This is a genomic window from Sodalis sp. RH15, assembly GCF_047324255.1.
Classification (GTDB): domain Bacteria; phylum Pseudomonadota; class Gammaproteobacteria; order Enterobacterales; family Enterobacteriaceae; genus Acerihabitans; species Acerihabitans ligni.
On sequence record NZ_CP178738.1, the window covers coordinates 4306098 to 4319784 of the forward strand.

Sequence of the window (13687 nt, forward strand, 5' to 3'; positions counted from 1 at the left end):
CTAGGGCACTTGTTGATCGATTTGCACGGCAATCCGGCCGGCGCCATTGAAATCCTGTACAGCACTCTCGCCAAACCACTCTCCCGGTTTCGCCTCGGCGGTACCGTCCAAAGAGAGTCTGACCCGTACTTTCAGCTGAACCTGGGCGGAAAGTAAACGCTCCGGCATCATGGCGTTGCCGTCGTCGAGAGATAACGATAATGGAAAGCGACTCAGCGGTAACGTTTTTATCGCCACCGGCTGCGGACTTTTACCGTCGGTAACCGAGATAATCACGACGCCCCGCCGCGGTAATCTATCGGCTATCGCCGGCGCGGGCGTAACGGTAACATCGAGTTTAGCCGTCTCCTGGCCGGTTTGCTCACGGGCCAGGGCGATACTGTGCTTGATAGCCTCCACATGAACATCGCCCGCGGGCAATAATGTCAACAAACGCTGCCACAGTATAATAGCCTGTGGGAAATTATTCTGCTGATACTCACTGACGGCCAGCAGATCCAGCGTCGGGATATCGTCCGGATGACGCTGCGCCATCTGCCGCAGTAGCCGATTGCCGTCCAGGTTGTCACCCGCATCGGCGGATCGGGTCAGCACATCGGCATAATCGAGCTGGATGCCCTCGTCGTCCGGCGCCAATCGCCAGGCCCGCTCGAAAGCATGGGTGGCCATGGACGCGTCCTTCAATACCACCCCGATCCGCCCGAGAATCAGCCAATCCTGCACATTGTCCGGCCGCCGCTGCAGCGACGCGCGCAACCCCACCGCAAAATCCGACAGCTCGCCGGGCGTCAACTGCCGGGCCCGGGGGTCCATGATGCGGGCGCGCAGCGCAGGCAGTTCAGCCACCGTCTGCCGCCAGCGCCAAAGCTGCCCCAAACCACCGGTACCCGCGTAAAGACCCAGCGTCACCACCACCAGCGCCACCACTCCAGGTAGCAGCGCCCAGGCGCTCGACGTGCGCCAGGGCGCTTGCGGTACCGGTGGAATATCCGCCAGCAGGTTTTGCTGTAAATCTTCAATATGCCCGGAGCGGTCGTCGATCACGCCCTCCGCTTCCTCATGGGCCAGCTCGTCCAGGCGCCGCCGGTAAAACAGCGTATTCTGACCGTCGCGGGTCAACGCGCCTGGACGGGGACCGTGGCGCAGGGCCGGCCATACAAACGCTCCCCCCGCCGCCGCCAGCAGGACCAGCATGGCCACGCCCAATGCTATCATGATTGCTTCCCGTCCGGTTTATCCAGCAACTGCTCCAGGCGCCGCCGCTCATCGGATGACAGCGGTTCTGCGCGGCCGCCGGGCCGCGCGGCCTGTAATACCACCGCCAGACCGCCAAGCATCACCACCAGCAGAGGGCCAAGCCATAACATCAGCGTCAGGGGATTTACCGGCGGCTCATAGCTAACGAAATTACCGTAGCGCGCCACCATATAATCGATAATCTGCCGTTGAGTCCGGCCCTGCAGCATCAACTGGTAGACCTTGGCGCGCATTTCGGCGGCGATAATCGCATCCGAATCGGCAATGCTGTTATTCTGGCATTTCGGACAGCGCAGCTGCTCGGTTACTTCGCGATACTGCTGCTCTTGCGCCACGCTGTTAAAGTGCCGGGCATCAATGGCGGCGCCGGCGGCGGTGCTGCACAGCAGCAGAACCGTTAACAGATTGCGCAGGATCATTCAGGCTCCCCCGGCATATTTTTCATAGAGCGGCCGCACTTCCCGCTGCCAGACCCCGGCATTCATATCCCCGGCGTGCCGATAGCGGATAATACCCCGTCCATCAATCAGAAAGGTCTCCGGCGCGCCATACACCCCCAGATCCAATCCCAGCATGCCGTCGCCGTCATACAGGCTCAGCGCATAAGGATTGCCCAGGGTATTGAGCCAGTTCACCGCTTTGAGCCGGTCGTCTTTATAATCCATGCCCACCACCCTAATACCTTGTGCCGCCAGAGTATTAAGGAATTGGTGCTCTGCCCGGCAGGTGGGACACCAGGTGGCCCAAACGTTCAGCAGCAGCGGCTTACCGTCGCGCAATACCGATTGATCGTATTGCTTCGCCGGATCGTCCAGAGACTGCAGAGTGAAAACCGGCACCGGCTTGCCGATAAGCGCCGACTCCAGCAAAGTTGGGTCATCGCCATGGGCGTTGCGGGTCAACTGCACAACAAAGCTCGCCGCCAGCGCCAAAAACAGGAGCAGCGGGACCAGTAGCAGCAATCTGGTTTTCATTGCTCACCCGACTCGGACAACCGGGACTTTTTCTGGGCGCGATAACGGGGATCCGCCAGGCAGCACGCGCCGCCGGCCGCCATCAATAAACCGCCCAGCCAGATCCAGCGGACAAAAGGTTTGTAATAGAGCCGGACCGCCCAGGCGCCGTCATCCATTTCCTCACCCAGCGCCGCATACAGGTCGCGGGTTAAACCACCGCTGATGGCCGCTTCAGTGGTGACGGTCCGGCTCACGCTGTAATAGCGTTTTTCCGCCTGCAGCCTGGCCTCCGGCTTGCCGTTATGCGTCACGTCGAAGACCGCCGCCGCGCCGGTGTAGTTCGGCCCGGTCAGGCTTCGTAAAGCCTGGAAACTGAACCGGTAGCCGCCGATGTCCGCCAGATCGCCGGTTTTCATCCGTATATCCCGTTCCAGACTGTAATTCTGGCTGAAGGTGATGCCTATCACCGTGACCGCCACCCCCAGATGGCCGAGCACCATGCCCCAGTGGCTAGGGGTCAGATGAGCCAGACCTCGCCAGAACGAGCGGCGATGGCCGGCGCGCTCCCGTAACTCCATCAGGGTCAGAGTCATCACCCAAAGGGACATCATCAGACCGGTTACGGTCATGCCGCGAATGTCATCTCCCATCAGCCGGGGCAACAATAACGACATGGCCAGGCAGCCCGCGAACGCCCATGACAGGCGCTTGATCCATTTTTTTGCCTCATCCCGCCGCCAGCGGATAAGCGGACCAATCCCCATCAGCAGCGCAAACGGCGCCATCAGCCAGGTGAACATACTGTTAAAGAACGGCTCGCCGACGGAGATACTGCCCATGCCTAACTGTTTATGGATCAGGGGCAGCAGCGTACCCAGTAGTACCACCAGCATTGCCGCCATCAGCAGCACGTTATTGCTCAGCAAAAAGGTCTCGCGGGAGAACAGCTCGTTTTGCGCCCGGCTGCGTACTTTGCCGCCCTGAATGGCATACAGCAGCAGCGAACCGCCGATCAGCAGCACCAAAAATGCCAGGATAAACATCCCGCGCGCCGGATCGGAGGCAAAGGAGTGTACCGACACCAGCACCCCGGAGCGCACCAAAAATGTCCCCAGCAGACAGAGGGAGAAAACGGTAATGGCCAGCAGCACGGTCCATGATCTGAAGGTGCCGCGTTTCTCAGTCACCGACAGGGAATGCAGCAGCGCCGTGCCCGCCAGCCAGGGCATAAACGAGGCGTTTTCCACCGGATCCCAGAACCACCACCCGCCCCAGCCCAGTTCGTAATAGGCCCAGGAGGAGCCGAGCACGATGCCTAAGGTCAAAAAAATCCAGGCGGCCTGAGTCCAGGGACGCGACCAGCGCGCCCAGGCGGTGTCCAGACGACCGGCGATAAGGGATGCGATGGCGAAGGAAAACGCCACGGAGAATCCCACGTACCCCATATACAGCAGCGGCGGATGAAAGATTAACCCGATATCCTGCAGCACCGGATTCAAATCGTGCCCGTCAATGGGATAATCCGGCAGGGTACGGCTAAAGGGATTGGAGGTGAGTAAAATAAAGGCGAGAAAACCGGTATTTATCATCCCCATCACCGCCAGCACCCGTGCCACCGCCTCGTCGGGCATACGGCGGCTGAACAGCGCTACCGCCAGCGTCCAGCAGCCCAGCAGCAGCACCCACAGCAGTAACGACCCCTCATGAGCGCCCCAGATGGCGGCAATGCGGTAATATAGCGGCAGGCGGGTATTGGAATTATTCACCACGTAAATCAGGGTAAAATCATTGACCACAAACCCGTACACCAGACAAATAAAGGCCCCGCTGATGCACACAAACAGTCCGCAGGCCAGCGGACGCGCTGTCGCCATGAGCGTTGCATCCTGACGCGCCGCGCCCCACAGCGGATAGATGCTCAATAACAGCGCCAGCGCCATAGCCAGGCAGAGCAGGAAATCACCCAATTCGGGAATCACGGCGTCACCTTCGTTTGGATAATACTGAAGCTGCCGGAAGCGGAGCGCGAGCCAACGGAAGGAAGAATGGCCGAACTTTTCACGTCTTCCGCCACTTCGGGCGGCGTGTAATTTTCATCGTGTTTCGCCAGCACCTCCTTTGCCTGCACCAGATTACCGGCCTCCAGCACACCCTGCGCCACCACTCCCTGCCCTTCCCGGAACAGATCCGGCAGGATACCGTCATAACTTACCGTAATCGCACCGGCGGCATCATAAATTTTAAAGGTCACTTTCAGGGTTTGCGCATCCCGCCGCACGCTGCCGGGCATGACCAGGCCGCCGATGCGCAGACGCTGGCCGATATGCGGCAAAGCATGCTGCTCGCCTTTACCCAGCAGCATCTCACGCGGGGTATAAAACAGATCGATATTGGAACTCAGCGCATACAAGAAAAGCGTCACGGCAAGCGCAACGCCCGCCAGCATGCCGAACAACAGATAGAGGCGGTTTTTACGGCGAGGATTCACTGGCCATCCCCCCGTTGCGGGGCGGCGGCGCTGTGCGGCCCGGGGGCTGATGCGCTCTGGCGGATACGCCGCAGGCGCGCCTGCCGACGACGGATTTCCGCCAACAGGGCCCGGCGCTGCCACAGGGTATGCACGATTAACGCCGCCAGCGGCGCCAACGTCGAGGCCACCGCCAGCCAGACATAGAAAGCATACCCCCCCATGGCAAAAAAAGCCGTCCAGGAACTGAATGCGGGGTTCATGACGCACGTCCCTTTGCCGCCAATGCCACCACCCAGGGACGATGGCATTCTTGCCGCAGGATCAGATTGCGCAAACGCATCAGCGTTAGTGTCAAGAAAAACAGCAAATAACCGAGGATGGCCCAGCGCAGCGGGGTACGCATACTGGGATCAATGCTTTGCTGCATATGGCTAGAACCCTGATGCAGGGTATTCCACCACTCCACCGAATAATGAATGATGGGAATATTCACCACGCCCACCAAGATCAGAATACCGGCGGCCCGTCCGGCCAGGCGCCGATCTTCAAAAGCGTTATATAAAGCGATGACGCCCAGATATAAAAACAGTAATACCAGCTCAGAGGTCAGGCGGGCATCCCATACCCACCAGGTACCCCACATAGGCTTGCCCCAGGCGGAGCCGCTCACCAGCGCGATAAAGGTAAATACCGCGCCCACCGGCGCCATCGCCGCCGCCGCCAAGTCCGCCATCTTTATTTGCCAGACCAGGCCAACAGACGCCGCCAGCGCCATCGCCATATAAATTCCCATCGACCACATGGCGGCGGGCACATGTACATAGATGATGCGAAAACCATTACCCTGCTGATAGTCCGGCGGCGCAAAACCGAATCCCCAGACCCAGCCCACTATCAATGAGCCCGCCGTGGCCAGCGCCAGCCAGGGAATCAGACCGCCGCACAGCCGGTAAAGCCGCTCAGGCCTGCTCAATTGATGCAACAATTTCCACATGCAACATTGTCCACTGTCAAAACCATCCAACCGCCGCGGTGAAATTCATTGCAACGTTACGCGTAACGCCGCGGCGGCGGCAACAGGCGCCCACATGACGCTTAATACCAGGAATGCACCCAAGATCGCCAAAAAACCGTCAATGGGTAAACCCTGCGCCGCGTTATCAATGGCCGCGGTAGCGAAAATCAACACCGGAATAAACAAGGGTAACAATAATAAACTCAGCAAGACACCGCCTTTGCGTAAGCCGAGGGTTAATCCCGCGCCCACGGCTCCCACCAGGCTCAGCGTCGGCGTACCCAGCAACAATGACAGCGCCACGGCCCGCCAGGTGGCCAAATCCAGGGACAGCAGCAGCGCGGCCACCGGCGACAGCAGCAGCAGCGGCAAACCGGTCACCAGCCAGTGCGCGCAGACCTTGCCCAGCACCGCGATGGGAAGCGGCAACGGCAACAACAGCAGTTGCTCAAGGGTGCCATCATGAAAATCCTCCCCAAACAGGCGCTCCAACGATAAGAGACAGGCCAGTAAGGCCGCCACCCAGATGATACCGGGGGCGATACGGCGCAGTAATTGCGGTTCCGGCCCGATCCCCAAGGGAAACAAGGTTATCACAATCAGAAAAAACCACAGCGGATTGATAATATCGCTGCGGCTGCGTAATGCCGAGCGCAAATCGCGGCGAACAATCAGCCAGAACATGGCGTCTCCCGTACCGGCATCAAGGCCATTTTACGTATCGCCACCGACGCTGGGGGAAGCGCCTGATGGGTGGTAAGCAAAACCATACCCCGGGCCGCGCTGTGGCCGGCGAACAAGGACATCAGCTGCGCGGCGCCCTGTTTATCAATGGCGGTGAAAGGTTCGTCCAGGATCCACAAACGGGCCGGACTCAGCCATAAACGCGCCAGCGCCACCCGCCGCTGCTGGCCGGCTGACAAGCCGGCGGACGGCAGTTCCTCGTATCCCAGCAATCCCGCCTGCTCCAACGCCTGCCAAACGGCTTTTTCGTCCCGCTGACCGCCGCTGGCCGCCTGGTAAAACGCCAAATTCTCAAAAGGCGTCAAAGCAAGTTTGATGCCGGCTTGATGCCCGATATAAAGCAGATCCCGATGATAAATTTCACGCACCAGGCTGATATTTTCTTGCCCCCAGCAAACCTCCCCGCGCTCCGGGCGGGCGAGTCCTGCCAAAATACGCAGCAGGGAGGTTTTGCCGGCACCGTTGCCGCCTTCAATCTGGAGAATGTCCCCCGGCTCGACCCGAAAGCATAAACGGGAAAAAAGCTCGCGATCGTCGCGGATACAGGCCAGGTTTCTTGCTTCCAGCATCGGAAACTCAGCTCTTCATTAACAGGAACGCCATCATAGCACAGGCAACCGAAGCGGGAAGTTAGCCATCAATGTAATCACTTCAACCAAGAGGCTTATTGAATGAAATCAATAAATGCATTGAAGGCAACCCTACCCTGCGTGGCCGGCACTCGATTTGATTTACCCGTATAAATGGCCATGGCGCGTATCACCCGGCCCCCTGATAACCGGCCGGTGCCGGCTGCCGCGCCAGCCGTGAACACGGGGCGGAAAATGTTTTTTTCACCACCATTGACGACGGAATAAGCAATCGAATCGTTAAGTGCTTATTTTCGGGACCGAATCGGGTATAATGCCGTCCGCTATACGGTCCTCGTAGTTAAACGGATATAACAAGCCCCTCCTAAGGGCTAGTTACAGGTTCGATTCCTGTCGGGGACACCACTGATAGCTCAACTGGCATCTACCCACATCTACTAATTCCCCTCAAACCCGCGTCGTACTTGAAATCGAACTCTACCGAACTCAGCTGAAATAACTTCCAATCAACAATCATGTGGGGGTATTATCCGGGGTATCCCAAAACACCCCGCACCAGCACACCCCCACATGCCCTTATCAGTACGTCAAATCAAGACATTGAAATCTCAAGAAAGCTTTACAAGCTGGCAGACAGTGATGGCTTGTTTCTGCACATCATCATCGCCGGTAACAAATCCTGGCGATTAAAATGCCGCTTTGAAGAAAAAGAAAAACTGATGACGTTCGGTCTTTTCCCGGCCATCACGCTTGGTGAAGCAAGAAAACAGAGAGATAAAGCGCGGGCGTTACTTGCTGCTGGAGTTGATCCGTCTGAAGAAAAGAAGTCGCGCAAAGCTGAATCGCTCATTACGTCAGGCAACACGTTCAAGTCGATTACCCTGGAATGGTATGACAGCCGTAAACGCACTTGGTCAGAGAAATACGCTGACGAAATGATTAGCATGTTCGAGAAAGACATATTCCCGTTTATCGGAGAAACGCCAATTTCCGAGATAAAGCCACTGATGCTGCTGGGGGTATTGCGGAAGTTTGAAGAACGCGGGGCAATGGAGCGGGCAAGGAAAGCGCGGAGACGATGCGGTGAAGTCTTTAGGTATGCCATTGGTACAGGCAGGGCTGATTATAACCCGGCGCCAGACCTTTCTATAGCTTTGGGTGCACTAAAGCCCAGGCATTATCCATTCCTTCTTGAATCGGAGGTGGGGGTATTTAACCAGGCACTGGCGGCATATGGTGGGGGTATTTTGGTAAAGGTCGCCACGCAGGTTTTGCAACTTACCGGTCTAAGAACGGTGGAACTTAGGAAGTCTCGTTGGTCATTTATCGATTTCGAGAATGCAATATGGGGAGATACCCCCAGAGTTGATGAAATCCCGCCGACCGCATGTTGTGCCAATGTCTCGGCAGGTGATCGCGCTGCTTGAATTTTTGCGTCCTATAACCGGCCATTATTCCTACATTTTCCCAGGCCGCAGCGACAAGAAAAAACCTATCAGTGAAAACTCTATCCTTGGCGTAATAAAACGAATTGGTTTTGATGGCAGGGCGAGCGGACATGGATTCCGACACACCATGAGCACTATTTTAAACGATCATGGTTTCGATCCCGACTTGATAGAGCGCCAACTCGCGCATATTGACCGCAATAAAGTCCGAGGTATTTACAACCACGCCCAATACCTCGACAAGCGGCGCGAAATGATGCAGTGGTATGCAGACTATCTCGACGGGCTGTAATGGCTCTCCCCGCAAAATCCCTCCTATACTTAAAATCCCATAGCAACAAAGACGACACTATGTTCGGAAGATTCGCTCAGTTTGAAACACGCGAGGAATACCTCGAATTCCTGAACGCTGGCGTTGAATTTGTCGGCGCGCGCGATGGCGAGCCCATTGGCCGGTACAACGTTGCGCCAGGCACGCGTGTTCTGCTGCTGAACCAGCGCGATGACAAATTGCACCTCGATCCCGTCCATTGGGGCTATCAGCCTGCATGGGCGAAAGAGAGCGGTCGCCCTCCCCTTATAAATGCCCGCGTCGAGACGGCTGCCACCGGCCGGATGTTTAAACCGCTTTGGAATACTGGGCGCGCGCTGGTTATGGCTGACGGCTGGTATGAGTGGAAAAAATCCCCGGACGACGCGAAGATAAAACAGCCCTATTTTATCTACCACGAAAGCAAAGAGCCGATCTTCTTTGCCGCGATAAGCCGGTTTCACCCTGACGCCCTGGACGCACAGGAAGATGACGGTTTTGTTATCGTCACGGCGGCCAGTGATAAGGGTCTGGTAGATATCCACGACCGCCGGCCGCTGGTTATGACGAGAGAGGCTTCACTCGAATGGCTATCACCCGAGACAACGCCGGAACGCGCCGAAGAGTTGGCACATGATTGCGCTATACCAGCTGACGAATTCGCATTCCATCCTATCGGCAAAGCCGTAGGAAATATCCACAACAATGGCGAATCAATAATTAAGCGTATATACAATCCATTAGTTTAGATAGAATTACCATCCCCTGATCTAGCCCCTAAGCGACCGTTTAAATTTCACCATAACCATCCATTTCGTTTAATCTCTTTTAAGTTTCCCTGTGATTAATTAGTTTTAGCCTTCTCTTGCGTTGAAAATAGGCGTTATTACTGGCTTATTATCTGCAAAAGAATTTCAAATAAAATTAAATTTTAAATAATTAATCTAAGGAAAGAATATGTATAGTCCTTCAAGTCTAGGGAATTGTGGCTGGATTCCACAAGGCCAACCTGATTGCGCACCTCCCTTACAATTCAATAACCACCCAAATTTTAATTCTGAGAGTCTTCAACAAATTCAGGCAGCGCACAATGAAGCTCAGCAACAAATTAATATCCAAGTTAATGAGAACAGACATTATGCTGAACAGCAACAACGCGAAAATGCTGAAAGGGAGAGAGTAGAAAGGGAGAATCAAGCCAAATTAGCCCAAGAAGAAGCGGCTCGTCAGGCGCACGAAACGGAACTGCGTAGGCTGGAACATGAAAGATTTTGTGCAGAACATCCGCTTGAGGCTGCCGAAAAATACTTTAACGATACTTTCCACCACTTCAACAAAATGGCGAGTGAGGTGACCCACGCTGAAAATTCAGTTCGGGAAAGTGAACAAAAATTAGCCCATTTAAACGATGAATATCAAAAGACCGCTTTTGCTTATGGGGAAAAAATGCGGCATGCACCCGAACGTATAGGTGGAAAAAAAGGTGCATTGGAAACCAGATCATGGTTTCAAGCCGACCGAGACCGCGTATTGAAACATATACGTTATGAAATTTCCGTGGCCGAAAATGATCTTCATCACAGAAGGCCGTGCCTTGAACGGTTCAGGGAAGCACTACATAAAGCCACCGCTGAAAAAAATAACGCAGAAGCTCATCTTGCTCATGTTAAAGAGACTATCAGACACCAACAGGAAATCCATGCTGCCCACATAGCACAACAGGAAGTTCAACGTAAAGCCATTGAAGCAGACGAGGCACCGCGCAAAGTAGAAGCCTCAAATCTTAAGGAACAACATAAAACGCAAGGAAAAGCTGAGGAAGCGTCCAGAGTCGCTAAAGAAGTAATTGCAGTCAGGTCCGTAAACAACGAGAAGGTTAATTCATTAGCAAAAGATTTTAGTTTCCTGAGTACCACACAACGAGATTTGAAATCTAAGGAAATCGCCGCTTGTGAGACGTTGACATGTGAGGTTGGAGCGCAGGCTAAATGGAAATCCATAGAGGCGAGCCAAGCCCTCGCTTTCGCCGGTGGGATGGCCGCTGGAGTGCCTGCTGAATTTCACGATGCAGTGAAGGGTGTCTATGACATGGCGACTAATCCTGCCGAAACATATACGGCTCTTAAGGCCCTGGTAAATAGTAATAACGTGCTCGGTAATGTTACTGATGCGGTTAAGGAAAAGTGGCTAGCCCATATTGACAATATGATGACCGCACAGGAAAGAGGCGGCGTGGCGGGATACTTTGAAGCAGGTGTTGAAGGTGGCAAGCTTGTTACTGATGTTGCTTCGATAGGTCTTCTAGGGGTTGGCGCAGCGAAAACGGGTATATCTGTTCTGAAATCAGGGGTGATGGCCGGCGAAAAGATTCTTGGGAAATCAGTTAATAAAAATCCCAATCTTGTTAATAGTTTCAATCTACATCCGCCAATCAAAACATATGGTCCTCATCAATTAGGGCCGTTAGGTAATCCAAACGATCTTACCACTCCTGCCTCAACATTCAGAAGCGGTACATATGTTGAAAAAATAGCAACTGAAGAGTTATACTTTTATCGTGATCATGGAGGTTCAGCTAAAGCTAATGGCCGTTTTTGGACTACTGAACCATCAAATGGACCTTTGCAGTCTCAGCTTGACAGTGCAATTCTTCCAGAATGGGGAAATACTTTCGAAAATCACTCAGTTATAAAAATACCAACAGGTACCAAATATTATGAGGGATACTCTGCAAGCCAAGCTGGATCGCAGGGGATGCAAACAACATTACATGGTGGTGGGACACAGATATTTCTGCCATCTTTGAAAAATGAGTGGATATTAAATAAATGACCATTAAAAACAAAATTGAGAAATGGAAAAATAATAAAACTTCATTCTTTTTTTTCCTTCCTGATGGGCCATACGGGAGGCCTTTTGATAACCAATATGTTATCGAATCGATAGGTTTATCCCGTGATGGGCTTGAAATTATATTTTCCGACGACATTGTCTTAAGATTCTCTGGAGAGCCACAACTTTTAACTGAAGACGATAAAATTAGGATAATAGATTTCAAGGAACTTCTATTCATCGTGAAAGGAAAAATTTTAAAGCAATATGCCCATGGCGATGTGACCATCAATGGCTTTTGATAAGCTAACTCAAACGACCTGATTTTTCGATCGGTATAGTACTTCACTTTTAGCCGATACCAAGGCTGAAAAATCGTCCTGGCTCCGGTCGGGACATTCTAATTTGCCCTCACATTCGGCAAATCAGCATAACGCGTTTTATAAGCCGGGGACAGTAACGCCCGTTTCATCTGCCAAGCTTGTTGAATGCCCTGCCCTGCAAACCATATATTGCCTTTACCCGAGTGGTTTATCCCGTCTAGAACCCGCATCAGCGCTTCGCTATTTACACGCGGCTGATGTTCATCGAATAGCGCCAACTGTGCAACGCCGGCGCGGGGTGCGGCATGGCGCGTGTGCATGAAAAACGTGGCCGCCGGACGGCTGACGCACAGGGCGTCTAGGCTCAACGGTTTCTCTTCGTAGTCTTTCGCAGGTGATGGGAATGCCATTATATTAACCTCTAAATACTGTTCATGCGTACAGTATAGAGGGCTGATTTTGAGGTTGTAAACGGGTAATACAGCAGGTAAACGTGATCTCTTCCCATTAAACAGGACCAGGCTAAACTGGAGTTTTCTGCCCTTCTTTTCCTTAAAAAAGAGGCAATCCAGCCATGAAACAGATCCGTGAACTCCAGCGTCTTCTGGGTAAGAAAGCCATGGAAGCCGAGATCCTCAAAGAGGCGGTTGAATACGGCAAAGCAAAAAAATGGATTGCACACGGACCCTTATTGCCCGAGGACGACGAGTAAAACCGGTAAGTGAAGCCTTGGGAGTGTCGCGTGCGCAGCTCTCGCTTTATCGTTATCGGCAGGTTGACTGGCAGGATGGCCGCAAACAGCGGCATCAGGATGATGGCGAATTACTGGAACGCATCCGTGCCGAAGTTGTCGACCTGCCGAGTTATGGCGATAGACGCATCTGGGCTAACATGCGCCGCCGTTCGGAGCAGGAAGGTCTGCCGAAAACGGGTATGGCGCGTGATGCGTGATAACGGCTTGTTGTTAGAGTCGAAACCCCGGCCCAAACTGGATACCCGTCGTCACACTGGCCGGGTGGCGGTTGCCGACAGCAATCGCCGCTGGAGTTCGTATAGCCTCGAGTTCCGGTGTGATAACGGCGAAAAGCTACGAGTCACCTTCGCCATCGACTGCGGCGATCGGGAAGCATTGACGGGGCGGCCAGCACGGGTGGCTATGATAGCAATAGGATACAGGATGCGATGCTACGTTCGGTTGAGCGGCGGTTCGGTCAAAATCTGCCGACATCGCCCATCGAATGGCTGACGGATAACGGTTCGGCCTATCGCGCAGAAGAAACCCGCAGGTTCGCTAAAATGTTGGGCCTTGAGCCAAAGACAACCGCTATAAGAAGTCCTCAGAGTAACGGTGTAGCGGAAAGCTTCGTCAAGACGATGAAGCGTGATTATATCGACATGATGCCTAAGCCGGACAGCCAGACGGCGGTATTAAATCTGTCATTGGCGTTCGAACATTACAACGAATATCACCCGCACAGCGCTTTAGGATATCGCTCGCCAAGAGAATATCGGCGCCGGGGGAAACCATCAACCTAAGCGGGAATAGGTGCATGGATATATGGGGTCAAAACCATTAATCAAATCATATGCAGCATCTGTACGTACACTATTCACAACAAATTTATTAAATTAATTTGATCCTCATAAGAAGCGTCAGAATAATATTCTCAAACATTATTTACTGACGCCATCATTCATCTTTGCAATGATTTAATTTCATCTTTCATTAAATTTATAAGTCA

Annotated in this window: 12 protein-coding genes, 1 tRNA gene and 3 pseudogenes; 6 read left to right on the forward strand and 10 right to left on the reverse strand. The window is 53.6% G+C overall.

Translation table 11 applies throughout. The features are described from left to right. Genes ccmI through ccmA form a run of 9 tightly spaced genes read right to left on the reverse strand, consistent with a single transcriptional unit; the run spans position 1 to position 7011 of the window. On the reverse strand, positions 1–1212 hold the full coding sequence (gene ccmI, locus ACL2XO_RS19525; RefSeq protein ID WP_413743093.1) for a c-type cytochrome biogenesis protein CcmI: 1212 nt from the start codon (positions 1210–1212) through the stop codon (positions 1–3). Then, on the reverse strand, positions 1212–1676 hold the full coding sequence (locus ACL2XO_RS19530; protein WP_413741326.1) for a cytochrome c-type biogenesis protein: 465 nt from the start codon (positions 1674–1676) through the stop codon (positions 1212–1214). Before ACL2XO_RS19530 ends, ccmI begins: the two co-directional genes overlap by 1 nt. After that, positions 1677–2231, reverse strand: coding sequence for a DsbE family thiol:disulfide interchange protein (locus ACL2XO_RS19535; RefSeq protein ID WP_203523515.1), 555 nt, complete (start codon positions 2229–2231; stop codon positions 1677–1679). Beyond that, positions 2228–4192: a heme lyase CcmF/NrfE family subunit gene (locus tag ACL2XO_RS19540; protein ID WP_413741327.1), complete on the reverse strand. Its 1965-nt coding sequence runs from the start codon at positions 4190–4192 to the stop codon at positions 2228–2230. The genes ACL2XO_RS19535 and ACL2XO_RS19540 overlap by 4 nt, the downstream gene beginning before the upstream one ends. Then, entirely contained in the window at positions 4189–4701 is a 513-nt protein-coding gene (ccmE, locus tag ACL2XO_RS19545) for a cytochrome c maturation protein CcmE (RefSeq protein WP_203523516.1), read from the reverse strand. Before ccmE ends, ACL2XO_RS19540 begins: the two co-directional genes overlap by 4 nt. Beyond that, a complete protein-coding gene (gene ccmD, locus ACL2XO_RS19550; RefSeq protein ID WP_413725138.1) occupies positions 4698–4943 on the reverse strand; it encodes a heme exporter protein CcmD in 246 nt (81 codons plus the stop codon). Before ccmD ends, ccmE begins: the two co-directional genes overlap by 4 nt. Further along, positions 4940–5677, reverse strand: coding sequence for a heme ABC transporter permease (locus ACL2XO_RS19555; RefSeq protein ID WP_413741328.1), 738 nt, complete (start codon positions 5675–5677; stop codon positions 4940–4942). Before ACL2XO_RS19555 ends, ccmD begins: the two co-directional genes overlap by 4 nt. Positions 5678–5722: 45 nt before the next feature. Further along, positions 5723–6382, reverse strand: a complete 660-nt coding sequence (ccmB, locus tag ACL2XO_RS19560) for a heme exporter protein CcmB (RefSeq protein WP_413741329.1) — start codon at positions 6380–6382, stop codon at positions 5723–5725. Further along, positions 6370–7011 carry a cytochrome c biogenesis heme-transporting ATPase CcmA gene (ccmA, locus tag ACL2XO_RS19565; RefSeq protein ID WP_413741330.1) on the reverse strand — a complete coding sequence of 214 codons (642 nt, stop codon included), beginning with the start codon at positions 7009–7011 and terminating at the stop codon, positions 6370–6372. Before ccmA ends, ccmB begins: the two co-directional genes overlap by 13 nt. Positions 7012–7362: 351 nt before the next feature. Between ccmA and ACL2XO_RS19570 the strand changes: the two genes are divergently transcribed. The 5 genes and pseudogenes from ACL2XO_RS19570 (at position 7363) to ACL2XO_RS19590 (ending at position 11924) form a co-directional block, all read left to right on the forward strand. Beyond that, a tRNA-Arg gene (locus ACL2XO_RS19570) sits at positions 7363–7437 on the forward strand. 165 nt (positions 7438–7602) lie between these two features. Beyond that, positions 7603–8772: pseudogene (locus ACL2XO_RS19575) on the forward strand (tyrosine-type recombinase/integrase). A 59-nt stretch (positions 8773–8831) separates the two neighbouring features. Continuing rightward, positions 8832–9539 (forward strand): SOS response-associated peptidase family protein, encoded by a 708-nt coding sequence (locus ACL2XO_RS19580; RefSeq protein ID WP_413741331.1) that lies wholly within the window; start codon positions 8832–8834, stop codon positions 9537–9539. Positions 9540–9747: 208 nt separating this feature from the next. Continuing rightward, positions 9748–11622 carry a hypothetical protein gene (locus ACL2XO_RS19585; protein WP_413741332.1) on the forward strand — a complete coding sequence of 625 codons (1875 nt, stop codon included), beginning with the start codon at positions 9748–9750 and terminating at the stop codon, positions 11620–11622. Then, a complete protein-coding gene (locus ACL2XO_RS19590) occupies positions 11619–11924 on the forward strand; it encodes a hypothetical protein (protein WP_413741333.1) in 306 nt (101 codons plus the stop codon). The genes ACL2XO_RS19585 and ACL2XO_RS19590 overlap by 4 nt, the downstream gene beginning before the upstream one ends. Positions 11925–12022: 98 nt before the next feature. Here the strand turns inward: ACL2XO_RS19590 and ACL2XO_RS19595 are convergent. Beyond that, positions 12023–12235: pseudogene (locus ACL2XO_RS19595) on the reverse strand (DUF4113 domain-containing protein); the annotation flags it as partial. A gap of 281 nt (positions 12236–12516) precedes the next feature. Here ACL2XO_RS19595 and ACL2XO_RS19600 point away from each other — a divergent pair. Next, positions 12517–13522 (forward strand): annotated as a pseudogene (locus tag ACL2XO_RS19600) (IS3 family transposase); the annotation flags it as partial. Positions 13523–13687 lie beyond the last annotated feature (165 nt).